The 14,592-nt window shown below is 70.1% G+C and carries 18 protein-coding genes; 13 read left to right on the top strand and 5 right to left on the bottom strand.

Annotation, left to right across the window (positions count from 1 at the left end):
- From ACKOQ4_RS08410 to ACKOQ4_RS08400, 3 genes are all read left to right on the top strand, one after another.
- Positions 1-420 (top strand): Rv1363c family protein (locus ACKOQ4_RS08410; RefSeq protein ID WP_526290753.1); only part of this gene is annotated, 420 nt, incomplete at its 5' end.
- Positions 417-884, top strand: coding sequence for a hypothetical protein (locus ACKOQ4_RS08405; protein WP_526290751.1), 468 nt, complete (start codon positions 417-419; stop codon positions 882-884). The genes ACKOQ4_RS08410 and ACKOQ4_RS08405, both read left to right, overlap by 4 nt.
- Positions 885-900: 16 nt before the next feature.
- Entirely contained in the window at positions 901-1,806 is a 906-nt protein-coding gene (locus tag ACKOQ4_RS08400; protein ID WP_526290749.1) for an alpha/beta fold hydrolase, read from the top strand.
- Here the strand turns inward: ACKOQ4_RS08400 and ACKOQ4_RS08395 are convergent.
- Complete coding sequence (locus ACKOQ4_RS08395) at positions 1,784-2,320, bottom strand: hypothetical protein (protein ID WP_526290747.1); 537 nt, start codon at positions 2,318-2,320, stop codon at positions 1,784-1,786. The two genes, ACKOQ4_RS08400 and ACKOQ4_RS08395, sit on opposite strands and share 23 nt — an antisense overlap.
- The gene (locus tag ACKOQ4_RS08390) at positions 2,314-2,544 is read right to left on the bottom strand and encodes a hypothetical protein (protein WP_526290745.1); all 231 of its coding nucleotides are present in this window, start codon (positions 2,542-2,544) and stop codon (positions 2,314-2,316) included. Before ACKOQ4_RS08390 ends, ACKOQ4_RS08395 begins: the two co-directional genes overlap by 7 nt.
- Positions 2,545-2,605: 61 nt before the next feature.
- On the opposite strand from ACKOQ4_RS08390, the gene ACKOQ4_RS08385 reads away from it, so the two are divergent.
- The 4 genes from ACKOQ4_RS08385 (at position 2,606) to ACKOQ4_RS08370 (ending at position 7,573) form a co-directional block, all read left to right on the top strand.
- On the top strand, positions 2,606-3,829 hold the full coding sequence (locus tag ACKOQ4_RS08385; protein ID WP_526290743.1) for a WS/DGAT/MGAT family O-acyltransferase: 1,224 nt from the start codon (positions 2,606-2,608) through the stop codon (positions 3,827-3,829).
- A 59-nt stretch (positions 3,830-3,888) separates the two neighbouring features.
- Complete coding sequence (locus tag ACKOQ4_RS08380) at positions 3,889-5,565, top strand: DUF3556 domain-containing protein (RefSeq protein ID WP_526290741.1); 1,677 nt, start codon at positions 3,889-3,891, stop codon at positions 5,563-5,565.
- Between the two features lie 62 nt (positions 5,566-5,627).
- Positions 5,628-6,773 (top strand): thiolase family protein, encoded by a 1,146-nt coding sequence (locus ACKOQ4_RS08375; RefSeq protein WP_526290739.1) that lies wholly within the window; start codon positions 5,628-5,630, stop codon positions 6,771-6,773.
- Between the two features lie 2 nt (positions 6,774-6,775).
- The gene (locus ACKOQ4_RS08370; protein ID WP_526290737.1) at positions 6,776-7,573 is read left to right on the top strand and encodes an enoyl-CoA hydratase/isomerase family protein; all 798 of its coding nucleotides are present in this window, start codon (positions 6,776-6,778) and stop codon (positions 7,571-7,573) included.
- A 19-nt stretch (positions 7,574-7,592) separates the two neighbouring features.
- On the opposite strand, the gene ACKOQ4_RS08365 is transcribed toward ACKOQ4_RS08370, so the two are convergent.
- Positions 7,593-8,477, bottom strand: coding sequence for a fasciclin domain-containing protein (locus tag ACKOQ4_RS08365; protein WP_526290735.1), 885 nt, complete (start codon positions 8,475-8,477; stop codon positions 7,593-7,595).
- A 163-nt stretch (positions 8,478-8,640) separates the two neighbouring features.
- Here ACKOQ4_RS08365 and ACKOQ4_RS08360 point away from each other — a divergent pair, with 163 nt between their 5' ends.
- The gene (locus ACKOQ4_RS08360; protein ID WP_526290733.1) at positions 8,641-9,174 is read left to right on the top strand and encodes a gamma carbonic anhydrase family protein; all 534 of its coding nucleotides are present in this window, start codon (positions 8,641-8,643) and stop codon (positions 9,172-9,174) included.
- Positions 9,175-9,238: 64 nt separating this feature from the next.
- Complete coding sequence (locus ACKOQ4_RS08355) at positions 9,239-9,931, top strand: CPBP family intramembrane glutamic endopeptidase (protein WP_526290731.1); 693 nt, start codon at positions 9,239-9,241, stop codon at positions 9,929-9,931.
- Positions 9,932-9,934: 3 nt separating this feature from the next.
- Here ACKOQ4_RS08355 and ACKOQ4_RS08350 read toward each other — a convergent pair whose 3' ends face one another.
- Complete coding sequence (locus ACKOQ4_RS08350) at positions 9,935-10,735, bottom strand: enoyl-CoA hydratase/isomerase family protein (RefSeq protein WP_526290729.1); 801 nt, start codon at positions 10,733-10,735, stop codon at positions 9,935-9,937.
- A 49-nt stretch (positions 10,736-10,784) separates the two neighbouring features.
- Here ACKOQ4_RS08350 and ACKOQ4_RS08345 point away from each other — a divergent pair, with 49 nt between their 5' ends.
- The 3 genes from ACKOQ4_RS08345 (at position 10,785) to ACKOQ4_RS08335 (ending at position 13,747) form a co-directional block, all read left to right on the top strand.
- Positions 10,785-11,873, top strand: a complete 1,089-nt coding sequence (locus ACKOQ4_RS08345) for a CaiB/BaiF CoA transferase family protein (protein ID WP_526290727.1) — start codon at positions 10,785-10,787, stop codon at positions 11,871-11,873.
- Between the two features lie 97 nt (positions 11,874-11,970).
- Positions 11,971-12,744, top strand: coding sequence for a 3-hydroxyacyl-CoA dehydrogenase (locus ACKOQ4_RS08340; protein WP_526290725.1), 774 nt, complete (start codon positions 11,971-11,973; stop codon positions 12,742-12,744).
- Positions 12,745-12,757: 13 nt separating this feature from the next.
- Positions 12,758-13,747: an NAD(P)H-dependent flavin oxidoreductase gene (locus ACKOQ4_RS08335; RefSeq protein ID WP_526290723.1), complete on the top strand. Its 990-nt coding sequence runs from the start codon at positions 12,758-12,760 to the stop codon at positions 13,745-13,747.
- Between the two features lie 186 nt (positions 13,748-13,933).
- Here the strand turns inward: ACKOQ4_RS08335 and ACKOQ4_RS08330 are convergent, their stop codons facing one another.
- On the bottom strand, positions 13,934-14,065 hold the full coding sequence (locus ACKOQ4_RS08330) for a hypothetical protein (RefSeq protein WP_526290721.1): 132 nt from the start codon (positions 14,063-14,065) through the stop codon (positions 13,934-13,936).
- Positions 14,066-14,288: 223 nt separating this feature from the next.
- On the opposite strand from ACKOQ4_RS08330, the gene ACKOQ4_RS08325 reads away from it, so the two are divergent.
- Positions 14,289-14,592 (top strand): MMPL family transporter (locus tag ACKOQ4_RS08325; RefSeq protein WP_526290719.1); only part of this gene is annotated, 304 nt, incomplete at its 3' end.

Here is a 14,592-nt window from a genome sequence, read left to right as displayed (position 1 = left end):
ACCGGCTGGCTGGGCTGGCGCGACATCTCGGTCCGCCGCGCCGAGAGCGTGCGCGAGCGTGTCCTGGCGGCCGGCCGCGAAGGGGCGCTGGCCCTGACCACCATCGACCACCGGCAGGTGGACGCCGACGTCCAGCGCATCCTCGACACTTCGACGGGGGAATTTCGGGACGACTTCGCCAGCCGCGCAGAGTCTTTCAAGGATGCCGCCCGCAGGACGCAGTCGAAATCGGTGGGAACGGTCACCGAGGCCGCGGTGGAGTCCGTCGACGGCGATCAGGGCCGGGTGCTGGTGGCGCTGACCGTCATGACCTCCAACCGCGGAGAGCCCGAACGGCAACCCAAGCTCTGGCGCACCAGGGTGACTGTCAGCAGCGACGGCGGCCGATTCAAAGTCGCTGCACTGGAATTCGTTCCGTGAGGCGGGCGCTGACGGCCCTGGCCGCCGCGATCCTCCTCGTCGTCAGTGCCCTGCTGTTCCGGGACGCCACGACGCGTCGGACCGCCGAGCAGGCGGGGGCGGCAGCCCTGGACGTCGCACGCGACTCCATCCCGGCGATCCTGAGCTACCAGCCCGGGACCGCCGAGCAGGATCTCACCACCGCCGCCCGTGACCGGCTCACCGGGAGGTTCCTCGAGGACTACACGCAACTGATCGCGACGGTGGTGGTGCCCGATGCGATCCGCAAGGGCGTCGCGGCGTCGGCGACGGTGCCGGCGGCGGCGGTGGTGTCGGCATCCGCCGAGCACGCGGTGGTACTCGCCTACGTCGACCAGACCACCACCGAGGGCGACCAGCCACCGGTCCGGTCCAACTCCGGCGTGCGGGTCAGCATGGACAGGGTCGACGGCCGCTGGCTGATCTCCGGCTTCGAACCGATCTAGGAGGACGCCGACGAACATGCCGACGAACATCGAGCCGCGTTCGATCGAGGTGGGGGCGCCGTCCGTGTCGATCCGGGCGCTCACCTGGGGGCCCGCTGACGGCCCGATAGCGTTGTGCCTGCACGGTTTTCCCGACACGGCGCATGGGTTCCGAAAACTGGCGCCGCATCTGGTCGCCGCCGGCTACCGGGTGGTCGCCCCGTTCATGCGTGGATACCGGCCGTCCTCGCTGCCCGCGGATCGCGCCTACCACCTGGGCGCGCTGATGGACGACGCCCTGCAGGTGCGGGCCGCCGTCGATCCCACCGACGACGACGTGGTGATCGGCCATGACTGGGGCGCCGTCGCGGCGACCGGACTGGCCGCGATGCCGGACAGTCCCTTCCGCAAGGCGGTGGTGATGTCGGTGCCGCCGGCCGCGACCCTGCGCGCCGGCACCGCCCGGGCGGTGCGGTTGCTGCCCCGGCAGCTGCTGCGCAGCTGGTACATCGGCTTCTTCCAGGTGCCGTTCGCACCGGAGCGTTCGGGTCGGTGGATCGTGCCGCTGCTCTGGCGGCGGTGGTCACCCGGCTACGGGGCGGCGGAGGATCTGCGTCACGTCGACGCCGCTATCGGAGCGCCGGACCGCTGGCGGGCGGCGCTGGGGCCCTACCGGGCGACCATCCGCAACTATCGCCCGCCGGCCCGGTACGCCGAACTGCACCGGTGGTGGACTGAGGCGCCGCGGCTGCCGACGCTCTACCTGCACGGCGCCGACGACGGGTGCATGACGGCGGGGTTCGCCCCGCTGGTCCGGCCCGCGCTGCCGGCCGGCAGCGCGGTGGCCGTCGTCGAGAACGCGGGCCACTTCCTGCAACTCGAGCGCCCCGACGAGGTCGGGCGGCGCATCGTTGAGTTCCTCAGCCGCCCTGGCGGCTCTTGATCAGGCTGTCCTGCTCCTGGCCCAGCTGGAGGACCAGATCGGCCGGCACCGGATCGTCGATAGGTCCGGTGAACTCGATCGTCGATGCCGCGTTGCCCTGGGTGAAGGACAGCAGGCTCTTGGAACTCGAGCCGTCGGCGGATGTGCCCGAGGTCAGCTGGCCGCCGGTCCCGACCGCCACCGACTCCGTCTTGGGGTTGGCGATCGTGACCGCACCCCGGACCTGGGTCACCGCCGCCGCGGCTGCCGCCGGGTCTGCCAGCACCCACACCGAGTCGGTGATCGTGCGGCCGTCGCGGTGGGTGTAGACCATCGCCGCACCGGGCAGGCCGCCGGGATTCGGCGTGGGTCCGCCCGGGGTGTAGGCGATGGTGTCGATGACGACGTTCGGGTCGATGAGCCAGCCGGTGTAGTCGTCGGCGGCGGCGGCACCGGCGCCGGCGAGTCCGGCCGACAGCACGGCTGCGGCGCTCAGCCCGGCCGCGAGGCGACTCCGTCCGGACTTCATCAGCATGGGTAGCAGCTCCAGCCGCGCCAGCCGTCGCGCCAGAACCATCCCGGGCCGCAGCCCTCGAACCCGGTGAAGCCCACGCAGTTGAGTGCGGTGGTGACCGGGACCGGGGTTCCCGGCTGCACCGGCGGGTTGTTGTCGGTGGCGGCGGCTCCGGCGGTGTGCGCGCCGGCCAGCGAGCCGGCGATGACGCCGACCGCCGCGATGGCCATGGTGATGCGTCGCATGAGTAACCTCCTCGGGTCTAGAGTTCCGACCCTACGCGCGGCGGCACCATCACAGGCCACAATGGCGACCGTGTCGAAGCTGGGAATGGCCGCGCCTGACGCGCAACTGTTCTGGCTGTCGGCCGTGGCGCCCAACGACCAGTTCCTGCTGTACGCGTTCGACGGATGTTCCGATCTCGACGCGGCCCTCGCACGGGTGCGGCGCAACGCGATGGCGCATCCGGATCTGCAGGTGCGCGTCGTGGACGACAGTCGCCGGCGCTACCCGCGGTGGGAGCAGTGCGACGTCACCGGGGAGCAGTTCGTCGTCCATCCGGCCACCGACTGGCAGTGCTGCCTGGACGCCGTGGCCGGGCTCGGTCAACTCGACGCGACCCGGACGGCATGGCGGCTGCACGTGTACCCGCCCGGCTTCGTCGCCGTGCAGATCGCGCACTGCCTGGCCGACGGCACCCGTTCGGCGGCGATGGCGGCCGCGCTGCTCGGCCGGCGCGCCCGGCTCGACCCGGTGGCCGCGCCGGACCGCGGCTTCCTGCCGGCGCGGGCGGTGGCGGCCGCCCTGGCGCACCGCCGGATGGAACGCGACATCGCCGCCGGGGAGCTCGCGCCGCCCGGCCCGCCCCGGCCGGCGCTGAGCGTCAACGCCCGCCCGTCCGGGCCGCCGGTGCTGCGCACCGTGGTGATCGACCGCGACCGGATCCGCCGCCCGACGGTGACGGTCGGCGCGCTGGTCGCCGTCGCCGAGGCGCTCGGCGGCTACCTCGCCGAGCGGGGCGAGGACATCAGCAGGCTCGGCGCCGAGGTCCCGATGGCGCTGGAGGGGACCCCGGCGCGCAACAACTTCCGCAACGTCAGCGTGAACCTGCACGCGGCTGCGGCCGCGCCGGAGCGGTCCCGGCTGATCGCCGCTGAGCTGGCCGGGCACCGCCGCCGGGTCCGGCATCCGGCGGAGCGGGCCTCGGCCGCGGCGTGCGCCGCCGTCCCGGCGCCGCTGCTGCGCTGGGGTGTGCGGCAGTTCGATCCGTCGGCGCGGTCGGCCACGGTCGCCGCGCACACCGTGGTGTCCAGCGTCAATCGCGGGCCCGCCGAAGGACAGGGCGGCGGGCGCCCGGTGCGGTTCACCGCGGGCTTCCCGGCGCTGTCGCCGATGATGAGCCTGACCCACGGGGTGCACGGGATCGGGGATGCGGTGGCGGTCAGCGTGCGGGCCGACCCCGGCAACGTCGACGTCGACGGCTACCTCGACCGGCTCACCCGGGCCCTGACCGCCTGCGCCCGGACGTGAGACCGGGCCGGGCGGCTCAATCCCGCGACAACGTCGATCCCGGGGGCTAGGAAAGACCCATGGGGTTTCTGAAGCAGGAAGTGCCCGTCATCGACTTCGCCGAGTGGGACAAGGGCACCCGCGCGGAGAAAATCCGGCCGATGGCCAGGCACTGGGCCGAGGTCGGGTTCGGCACCCCGGTGGCCCTGCACCTGTTCTACGTCGTCAAGATCCTGGCCTACGTCGGTGTGGCGGCCCTGATCAACCGGGGCCACGCCTGGACCGAACCGATCGTGCTGCAGAAGGTCGTGCTCTACACCATGCTCTTCGAGGTGATCGGCCTGGGCTGCGGGTTCGGTCCACTGAACAACCGGTTCTACCCGCCGATGGGTTCGGCCCTGTACTGGTTGCGGCCCAACACCATTCGCCTGCCGCCCTGGCCGGACCGGGTGCCGCTCACCCGCGGCGACAACCGCGACCCGGTCGACGTCGTCCTCTACGGCGCGCTGCTGGCGGTGCTCGCCGTGGCGTTGGCGTCCGGTCCCACCGAGTCCGGCCTGCTGCCGGACTGGCAGTCGTGGGCAGTGCTGGCACTGCTCGCTGTCAGCGGCTTGCGCGACAAGGTCATCTTCCTGGCCGCCCGGGGTGAGGTGTACGCCCCGTTCGTGGTCGCGTTCCTGTTCGGCGGACTCGACGCGATCGTCGCCGCGAAACTGGCCTGCGTGGCGATCTGGATGGGTGCGGCGACCTCGAAACTCACCCGGCACTTCCCGTTCGTGATCTCCACCATGATGTCCAACAGTCCGGTGGTGCGCCCGCGTGCGCTCAAACGCGCCTTCTTCGAACGCTTTCCGGACGACCTGCGGCCCGGCCGGCTGTCACGGGGACTGGCGCACGTCAGCACCGCCATCGAGGGGCTGGTTCCGCTGGTGCTGCTGTTCAGCCACGGCGGGTGGCCGACCGCGATCGCGGCGTTCGTAATGGTGTGCTTCCATCTCGGGATCCTCTCGGCCATCCCGATGGGGGTGCCGCTGGAGTGGAACGTCTTCATGATCTTCTGCGTGCTGTTCCTGTTCGTCGCGCACGCCGACGTCGGCCTGGCCGACATGACCGGCCCGCTTCCGGTGATCCTCTTCGCGGTGATGGCGAGTGTCGTCGTAGCCGGAAACCTCGCGCCGCGCCGGGTCTCCTTCCTGCCGGGCATGCGCTACTACGCCGGCAACTGGGACACCACCCTGTGGTGCGTCAAGCCGTCCGCCGAGGCCAAGATCGACCGCGGCGTCGTGGCGATCGCCAACATGCCGGCCGCCCAGTTGGAGAAGTTCTACGGCAGCAAGGAGGCCGCCCAGATCCCGATCTACATGGGGTATGCCTTCCGCGGCTTCAACACCCACGGCAAGGCGCTGTTCACCCTGGCGCACCGGGCGATGGCCGGCCAGAACGAGGACGACTACTCGGTGACCGACGGCGAGCGGATCTGCAGCACGGCCATCGGCTGGAATTTCGGCGACGGTCACATGCACAACGAGCAGTTGATCGCTGCGCTGCAGCGGCGCTGTCACTTCGAACCCGGCGAGGTGCGGGTGGTGCTGCTCGACGCACAGCCCATCCACACCCAGACCCAGCGCTACCGGCTCGTCGACGCGGCCACCGGTGAGTTCGAGAGCGGGTGGGTCGCGGTTGCCGACATGGTGGTTCGCCAGCCCTGGGACGACGACGTCCCGGTCCACGTGGAAACCCGCTCCGACCCGGGTTGACCAAACGGTTGGTTGGTCTGTCAGAATCGGGGCATCCGGTCTGGGAATGTGAGGAGAAGACGATGGCGGAAGCGGTAATTGTCGAGGCTGTGCGCTCGGCGGTCGGCAAGCGCAACGGCGGGCTGTCCGGAGTGCACCCGGCCGACCTGTCGGCCCAGGTCCTCAACGGTCTGGCCGAGCGCGCCGGGATCGACCCCGAGGTGGTCGACGACGTGATCTGGGGCTGCGTCATGCAGGCCGGGGAACAGGCCCTCGACATCGCCCGTACCGCGGTGCTGACCGCGGGCTGGCCGGAGACCGTCCCCGGCGTGACAGTGGATCGTCAGTGCGGTTCCAGTCAGCAGTCGGTTCACTTCGCCGCCGCCGGTGTGGTGGCCGGCCACTACGACGCGGTGATCGCCGGCGGGGTGGAGTCGATGTCTAGGACCCCGATGGGCGCCTCCCTGGCAAGCGGCGGAAACCCCTACACCGCCGCCTTCAAGGCCCGCTACAGCCGGACGCCCAACCAGGGGATCGGCGCGGAGATGATGGCCGAGAAGTGGGAACTGTCCCGGACCATGCTCGACCAGTTCTCGCTGGACTCGCATGAAAAGGCCGGGGCTGCACAGGATTCGGGTGCTTTCGACGATCAGATCGTGCCGATCAAGGATGCCGACGGCAACGTCGTGACCAGGGACGAGGGCATCCGTCGCGGCACGACTCTGGAGAAGATGGCCCAGCTCAAGCCGGCCTTCAAGGACGACGGTGTGATCCACGCCGGGAACTCCTCGCAGATCTCCGACGGTTCGGCCGCGCTGCTGTTCATGTCGGCGGAAAAGGCGAAGTCGTTGGGACTCAAGCCGATCGCCCGGGTTCACACCGCCGTGCTGGCCGGGGCGGATCCGGTGATGATGCTCTCGGCCCCGATTCCGGCCACCCAGAAGCTGCTGAAGAGGTCGGGCCTGAGTCTGTCCGACATCGGCGTCTTCGAAGTCAACGAGGCCTTCGCCCCGGTCCCGATGGCATGGCTGAAGGAGATCGGCGCCGACGAGAAGAAGCTGAACCCCAACGGCGGCGCCATCGCGCTCGGCCACCCGCTGGGCGGGTCCGGCGCCAGGATCATGACGACCTTGCTCTATCACATGCGCGACAACGGGATTCGCTACGGCCTGCAGACGATGTGCGAGGGCGGCGGTCAGGCCAACGCCACGATCCTCGAGCTGCTGTAGCGATGTCGCAGGAGACCGTGCCCGGCGCCCTCGCCGAGCGCAGGGGCAACACCCTGGTCATCACCATCAACCGCCCGGAGGCACGCAACGCGGTCAACCAGGCGGTCAGCGTCGGCGTCGGCGACGCCCTGCAGCAGGCGCAGGACGACCCGGAGATCTGGGCCGTCGTCATCACCGGGGCCGGGGACAAGTCGTTCTGCGCCGGTGCGGACCTCAAGGCGCTGTCGCGGGGGGAGAACATCTTCCACCCGGACCATCCGGAGTGGGGGTTCGCCGGCTACGTGCAGCATTTCATCGACAAGCCGGTGATCGCGGCGGTCAACGGGACCGCCCTCGGCGGCGGCACCGAACTGGCGCTGGCCAGCGACCTCGCGGTGGCCCAGTCCAGCGCCCAGTTCGGTCTGCCGGAGGTCAAGAGGGGACTGATCGCCGCTGCCGGCGGGGTGTTCCGCATCGTCGACCAGTTGCCCCGGAAGGTGGCCATGCAGATGCTGGTCACCGGGGACCCGATCAGCGCGGAGGAGGCCGCCCGCTGGGGCCTGATCAATCAGGTCGTGCCGGACGGCACGGCCCTTGAGGCGGCGCTGGCCCTGGCCGATCGCATCACCGTCAACGCGCCGCTGGCGGTTCAGGCCAGCAAGCGGGTCGCGGCCGGCGTCGACGACGGCGCGATCACCGCCGAGATCGCCTCCTGGAAGCGCTCCAACCGGGAGATGCGCGCGGTGTTCGGCTCCGAGGACGCCCGCGAGGGACCGCTGGCGTTCGCCGAGAAGCGCGCCCCGGTCTGGAAGGCGCGCTGACCCCGGCGCCGACAGCCGCTCAGGCCGCCTTGGACGTGGTGGTCGTCGCGGTCGCCGACGGGCTCGCCGACGGCGTGGCCGACTCGCTGGCCGTGGCCGACTCGCTGGCAGTGGCCGCCGAGGTCGTCGGCGCTGCCGAGGTCGACGGGGTTGCCGACTCGCTGGACGGACTCGCCGAGGTCGACGGGGTCGTCGAGGTGGTCTCCGAGGCGGCGGTCGCGGGGGCCTCGGCCGCCGGCGTCGGCGGCGTCAGCACCGTGTCGATCATGTAGATGTAAGCGTTGTGAGCGGTGTAGGCGCACACCAGCTTCGCGCCGTTGACCGTGATGTCCCCGCCCTTGCCTGCGACGGTGACCGGGCGACCGTCCTGGGTCGGCATCTTGCCCTTGACGTCGTTGGGCCCGAGGTAGCCCAGCACCATGTGGTAGAAGAGCGTCGGCAGCAGCACCACCGGGTCGGTCTTCAAGGTGCTCAGTGTCGCCGGGTCGAGCTTGGCGAACGCGTCGTTGGTCGGGGCGAAGACGACATAAGGGCCGCCGTCGAGCACGTTGACGATGTTGATGTCGGGGTTCAGCTTGCCTGAGATCGCGTCGCTGAACACGCTCAGATCCGGGTTGCTGGCCAGCGCCTGCGATCCGGTCTGCAGAGCCATCGAGTCGATCGAGCCCGGGCTGCCGGCGGGGTGCTTGCTGCGGTACGCGTCGCAGCCCGAACCCTGCGGATCGGGCACCTTGGTCGACGTCGGCGCGGGGATCATGTTCGTCGGCGTGGACGGCGCCGCGGAGGGAGCCGGGGTCGGCTCGGGAGTGGTCGGGTCTGCATAGGCCTGGACCGCGGTCGGGACGGCCACGACGACGGCGGCGACGGCCGCGGCGACACCGAGGGTCTTGCTGCGAGTGCTCACGGGGTCCTCTTTCGGTTCTTGTGCGGCAGTTCTCGTGCGGTCATTGCGTCCGCAACGCCTGTGGAATCGTAGTCGCGGGCCGTTTCGTTACCCAAAACGTCCTGATCAGGCCGAAAGCCGAGTCGTTTCGATCCGGCCCGGCCGGGCACCTACGATTCCCGGCATGGCTTCACCCGTCACCGGCCCGCTGATCGTCTCGGTCCGCGGCCGCACCCCGGAGATCGACCCGGAGGCCTGGGTCGCCCCCAACGCCGGCCTGATCGGCCAGGTCCGGCTGGCCGCCAGGGCCAGCGTCTGGTTTTCGGCGACCCTGCGGGCCGAGGCCGAACCGATCGACATCGGGGCCGGCACGAACATCCAGGACGGCGTGGCGATCCACGTCGACCCCGAATTCCCGGTCCGGGTCGGGGCCGGGGTCAGCGTCGGGCACAACGCGGTGCTGCACGGCTGCACGGTGGAGGACGGCGCACTGATCGGGATGGGTGCGATCGTGCTCAACGGAGCGGTGATCGGGGCGGGGTCGCTGATCGCCGCGGGCGCGTTGATCCCGCAGGGAGTGGTCATCCCGCCGCGGTCGCTGGTCGCCGGAGTGCCGGGCCGGGTCCGCCGCGAGCTCAGCGACGCCGAACTGAAGGGCAATCGCGACAACGCCGCCGTCTACGAGCGGCTGGTGGACCTCTACCGCGATGCCGAATAGCGATGCGCTCGACGTCAGGGTTGCGTCACCGATTCGGACGGGTTTGTTTCGTACCGTGAAAGGGATGCGTATCGACCAGCTCCGCGCGGCGGCCACCGGTGAGGCCGTGCCGCACGCGGAGCGGCCGTCGGTGGTGCACCGGCGGCGGGTGGTCGTCTGCGTGGTGCTGGTGGCAGGCGCGCTGTTGATGGCCTACTCGCTCAACCAGAAGCCGGGGGCGACGGCGTTCTACTGGCTCACGCTCGCGCTGGCGGGGGTGTGGACGTTCGGCGCGCTGCTGTCGGGTCCGCTGCACCTGGGGCGCATCACCTGGCGGGACCGCGCGACCCGGCCGGTCATCAGCGCGGCTGCGACGGGCCTGGTGCTGGGGGGAGTGTTCCTGCTCGGCGGGCTGGTGGTCCGCAACATCCCCGCGGTGGCCGATCGGATCACCCGGGTTCTCGAGTACACCAGTTTCGGTCCGCCGCTGCTGATCGTGTTCATCACACTGGTCAACGGATTCGCCGAGGAGCTGTTCTTCCGGGGCGCGCTCTACACCGCGCTGGGCCGGTTCTACCCGGTCGCGATCTCGACGCTGCTTTATACCGCCGCGACGCTGGCCACCGGCAACCCGATGCTGGCCTTCGCCGGGCTGGTCCTGGGAACGGTGTGCGGCCTGCAGCGCCGCGCCACCGGCGGCGTGCTCGCACCGGTGCTCACCCACGTGCTGTGGGGATTGATGATGGTGCTGGGACTGCCGCCGATCTTCGGTCTGTAGCCCCTACTCGTCGGTGAAGACCGGTGTGCGGCGCTGCTGGAACGCTTTCGTGCCCTCGATGAAGTCGCGCGATCGGAGCAGCACCAGCTGACCCTCGCACTCCCGCTCGATGGCGGGGTCCAGTCCGGTCAGCGTCGCGGCGTTGACGGCCTGCTTGGTCAGCCGCAGCGACGCCGCCGGCCCGACGGCGAGCTTCTCGATCACCGCCGACGCCCCCGCGTCCAGCTCGTCGTGCGGGTAGACCGCACTGACCAGCCCGTACTCCAGGGCCTCGGCGGCCGGAATGCGCTCGGCCAGCAGCGCCATCCGCATCGCCCGGATCCGCCCGACCGCCGCGGCCACCAGGGCGGTGGCCCCGCCGTCGGGCATCAGACCGATCCGGGTGAAGGCGAGCATGAAGAACGCCCGGTCCGAGGCGAGGACGACGTCGCTGACCAGAGCCAGCGACACGCCCACCCCGGCAGCCGGCCCGTGCACCACCGCAACCACCGGCTTGGGCAGCGCGGCGATCGACCTCACCGCCCGGTTGGCTGCGGTGAGCAGATCGTCGATCGACACCGAAGCCGCCTGTGCCGCTTGGTCTTCGGCGCTGATACCCGCCCCGGAACAGAATCCGCGGCCAGCTCCGCCGAGCCGGACCACCCTCACCCGCGGATCGTGCGCGGCGCGGTCCAACGTGTCGGCGAGCCCGGTCATCATGGCCGTGGTGAGCGAATTGAGACTGTCGGGCCGGTTGAACGTCACCGACAGGACGGCGCCGTCGAGCGAGACGGACAGGTGGTCGGTGCCGGTGTAGGAGGTCATGGGTCAACACGGTACAAAGAAGCAACTTCAACGAGGAAGGCAGACGCAGATGGCTGGACCGCTCAAGGGTTTGCGGGTCGTCGAACTGGCCGGGATCGGTCCCGGCCCGCATGCCGCGATGATCCTCGGCGACCTCGGCGCCGACGTGGTGCGCGTCGAACGCCCCAGCAATCGGCCCAACCCCGGTCCCAGCGGAGACTTCCTCATGCGCAGTCGCCGTTCGGTGACCGCCGACCTGAAGAACGCGGCCGACCGCGACCGCGTGCTGGCCTTGATCGCCAGGGCCGACGTCCTCATCGAGGGGTTCCGCCCGGGCGTGACCGAGCGCCTGGGCCTGGGGCCGGAGGACTGCGCGGCGGTCAACGAGCGGTTGATCTACGCCAGGATGACCGGCTGGGGCCAGACCGGCCCGCGCAGCCAGCAGTCCGGCCACGACATGAACTACATCTCGCTCAACGGCGTGCTGCACGCCATCGGGCGGGCCGGCGAGCGGCCGGTGCCCCCGCTGAATCTGGTCGGCGACTTCGGCGGCGGCTCGATGTTCCTGCTGGTGGGCATCCTCTCGGCGCTCTACGAACGGGAGCGGTCCGGCAGCGGCCAGGTGATCGACGCCGCCATGGTCGACGGCTCGGCCGTGCTGGCGCAGATGATGTTCGCCTTCCGGCACACCGGTTTGTGGAGCGACGTGCGCGGCACCAACATGCTCGACACCGGGGCCCCGTACTACGACGTCTACGAGTGCGCCGACGGCCGGTATGTCGCGGTGGGCTCCATCGAGCCGCAGTTCTACGCCGAGATGCTGCACAAGCTGCAACTCGACCCCGGTGAGTTGCCCGGGCAGAACGACGTCAGCCGGTGGCCGGAGCTCAGGGCGATCCTCACCGACACCTTCGCCCGCCACGACCGCGACCACTGGGCCGAGGTGTTCGCCGGCAGCGACGCCTGCGTCACCCCGGTGCTGAGTTTCGCCGAGATCGAGACCGAACCGCACAACACCGAGCGCGACAGCTTCTACCGCGTCGGCAACTCGGTATTCCCGATGCCGGCGCCGCGGTTCTCCCGCACCCGGCCCGGGCAGCCCACCGCGCCGCGAGCCCCGGGGGAGGACAACGATGCGGTGCTCAACGACTGGATGTGAGGCGCGGGTAGGGCGTGGGTTGGGCGTGGGTAGGGCGTGGGTATAGTCCCAACCCAGCCAACCAACCAGTAGGTCGAACCGAAGGGGAGCAGCCGCAGTGGAGATCAAGGACGCCGTCGCCGTCGTCACCGGCGGAGCCTCCGGGCTGGGCCTGGCCACGGCCAGGGCGCTGCTCGACGAGGGAGCCAAGGTCGTCATCCTCGACCTGCCCTCCTCGGCGGGCGAGGACGTGGCCCGCGAGCTGGGCGACCGGGTCCGGTTCGCGCCGGCCGACGTCACCGACGAGGAGGGTGTGGCCAGGGCGTTCGACCTGGCCGAGACGCTGGGACCGGTCCGCATCGTGGTGAACTGCGCCGGGACCGGCGACGCCATCCGGGTGCTCGGCAAGGCCGGGGTCTACCCGCTGAACAAGTTCGCCCGCATCGTCAACATCAATCTGGTCGGCACCTTCAACGTGCTGCGCCTAGGCGCCGAGCGGATGGTCAAAAACGATCCGGCCGGCCCGGAAGACAGCCCGGAGCGCGGCGTCATCATCAACACCGCCTCGGTCGCGGCGTTCGACGGCCAGATCGGCCAGGCGGCATATTCGGCGTCCAAGGGCGGCGTGGTCGGCATGACCCTGCCGATCGCCCGCGATCTCGCCGACAAGCAGATCCGGGTGGTCACCATAGCGCCGGGCCTGTTCGACACCCCGCTGCTGGCCGGTCTGCCCGAGCCGGCGAAGGCCTCCCTGGGCGCTCAGGTGCCGCACCCGTCGCGGCTGGGCAAACCGAGCGAGTACGGTGCTCTGGCGGTGCACATCGTCGAGAACCCGATGCTCAACGGCGAGGTGATCCGCCTCGACGGCGCTATCCGGATGGCACCCAGGTAGGAAGGACCGACACATGACGATCAAGACCAAGTTCACCGAGACCTTCGGCGTCGAGCATCCGATCGCCCAGGGCGGCATGCAGTGGGTGGGCCGGGCCGAACTCGTTGCGGCCGTTGCCAATTCCGGTGCGCTCGGGTTCCTCACCGCGCTGACCCAGCCCACCCCGGCCGACCTCGCCCGGGAGATCGACCGCACCCGCGAACTCACCGACAAGCCGTTCGGGGTGAACCTGACCATCCTGCCGGCGATCAACCCGCCGCCGTACGACGAGTACCGGCAGGTCATCGTCGACGCCGGCATCAAGATCGTCGAGACCGCCGGTTCCAATCCCGCCCCGCACCTTCCGATGTTCCACGACAACGGGATCAAGGTGCTGCACAAGTGCACCTCGGTGCGGCACGCGATCAAGGCGCAGAGCCTGGGTGTGGACGGCATCAGCATCGACGGCTTCGAGTGCGCCGGACACCCGGGGGAGGACGACATCCCGGGCCTGGTTCTGATCCCGGCCGCGGCCGACAAGGTCGAGATCCCGATGATCGCCTCCGGCGGCTTCGGAGACGCCCGCGGCCTGGTGGCGGCCCTGGCGCTGGGTGCCGACGGCATCAACATGGGTTCCCGGTTCATGTGCACCGTCGAGTCGCCCATTCACCAGAACATCAAGCAGGCGATCGTCGACGGCGACGAGCTGGGCACCGAGTTGATCTTCCGCAGCCTGCACAACACCGCGCGGGTGGCGTCCAACGCGGTGTCGCGCGAGGTGGTGGACATCCTCAAGAACGGCGGCCAGTTCGGCGACGTGATGGAACTGGTGGCCGGCACACGGGGCCGGCGGGTGTTCGACGAGGGCGACCCGGACGCGGGGATCTGGACGGTCGGCACCGTGATGGGTCTGATCCACGACATCCCCACCTGCGGCGAACTGGTCGGCCGGATCGTCAGTGAGGCCGAGGAGATCATCAACGGCCGGCTGGCGGGAATGCTGAACGCCGGGGCCGCCGTCTAAACCCCGGCCCGCGCCAGTTGCTGCGCGCCGAGACTGCTGCCGCGCGGGAAAAGAATGGCCCCGAGTGGTCAGTGCCGGGGGCGGGTGCCAACAGCAAAAATGCCCGCCCGGATTACCGGGCGGGCACTGTGCAGTCCCGTGCGACGCAGGTCGGCGGAGGGCGTCGGGGGACGCCGCAGAGGCCGGTCAGCTGGCGTTGGCCAGCGGCGGTGAGTCCTCGAACTGCTCGGAGGTGTCACCCTCCACGAGGAGGTCGCCGTGATACAGCGCGTCGAAGTCCACTTTGATGACGTCGGCACTGGAGTCGTCGATCCACATGCCTGAGAGCCTATGGGTAACCATTAAGGAATCTTTGAGTCACGTTTCGGAAAATGGTGGCAATTTCTTACCTCCGGATGACGGGTCCGGCGCCTCGTTTGACCAGCCCGCGACGACCCGGCAAGACTCGGTTCCGACCTGCTGACATGCGAGAGGATGGCGCTGTGCTGCACCGAATCGCCCGGCTGGCGGCCACGCCGAACGTTCTGGGCGTCACCTCGCCGTGGACCTCGCCGCCGTCCATGGTTGCCACGATCAGGCCGGTGGTCCCGTCGGTGCTGATCAGCTCGGCGGCGAGAACAAGGCCCAGGTGTATGCGGCCCCGCTGGCCGAGCAGATGGCCGGAACCCGAGACGGCGTGACGGTGCTGGCCGGCGGCAGCGCGCTGATCTACAAGCAGATCAACGATCAGACCAAGGCCGACCTGCTGCGGATGGAAATCATCGCGGTGCCGCTGAGCTTCCTGGTGCTGGTCTGGGTGTTCGGCGGACTGGTCGCCTCGGCGCTGCCGATGATCGTCGGCCTGA

The organism is Mycobacterium sp. (assembly GCF_046095365.1).
Classification (GTDB): domain Bacteria; phylum Actinomycetota; class Actinomycetes; order Mycobacteriales; family Mycobacteriaceae; genus Mycobacterium.
Note: the sequence above shows the minus strand (reverse complement) of the source record. Positions and strands in the feature narration are given on the sequence as shown.

Coding starts and splice junctions, on each gene's coding strand:
- ACKOQ4_RS08400 (WP_526290749.1), top strand. CDS start 901: ATGCCGACGAACATCGAGCCGCGTTCGATCGAGGTGGGGGCGCCGTCC.
- ACKOQ4_RS08395 (WP_526290747.1), bottom strand. CDS start 2,320: ATGCTGATGAAGTCCGGACGGAGTCGCCTCGCGGCCGGGCTGAGCGCC.
- ACKOQ4_RS08390 (WP_526290745.1), bottom strand. CDS start 2,544: ATGCGACGCATCACCATGGCCATCGCGGCGGTCGGCGTCATCGCCGGC.
- ACKOQ4_RS08385 (WP_526290743.1), top strand. CDS start 2,606: ATGGCGACCGTGTCGAAGCTGGGAATGGCCGCGCCTGACGCGCAACTG.
- ACKOQ4_RS08380 (WP_526290741.1), top strand. CDS start 3,889: ATGGGGTTTCTGAAGCAGGAAGTGCCCGTCATCGACTTCGCCGAGTGG.
- ACKOQ4_RS08375 (WP_526290739.1), top strand. CDS start 5,628: ATGGCGGAAGCGGTAATTGTCGAGGCTGTGCGCTCGGCGGTCGGCAAG.
- ACKOQ4_RS08370 (WP_526290737.1), top strand. CDS start 6,776: ATGTCGCAGGAGACCGTGCCCGGCGCCCTCGCCGAGCGCAGGGGCAAC.
- ACKOQ4_RS08360 (WP_526290733.1), top strand. CDS start 8,641: ATGGCTTCACCCGTCACCGGCCCGCTGATCGTCTCGGTCCGCGGCCGC.
- ACKOQ4_RS08355 (WP_526290731.1), top strand. CDS start 9,239: ATGCGTATCGACCAGCTCCGCGCGGCGGCCACCGGTGAGGCCGTGCCG.
- ACKOQ4_RS08350 (WP_526290729.1), bottom strand. CDS start 10,735: ATGACCTCCTACACCGGCACCGACCACCTGTCCGTCTCGCTCGACGGC.
- ACKOQ4_RS08345 (WP_526290727.1), top strand. CDS start 10,785: ATGGCTGGACCGCTCAAGGGTTTGCGGGTCGTCGAACTGGCCGGGATC.
- ACKOQ4_RS08335 (WP_526290723.1), top strand. CDS start 12,758: ATGACGATCAAGACCAAGTTCACCGAGACCTTCGGCGTCGAGCATCCG.
- ACKOQ4_RS08330 (WP_526290721.1), bottom strand. CDS start 14,065: ATGTGGATCGACGACTCCAGTGCCGACGTCATCAAAGTGGACTTCGAC.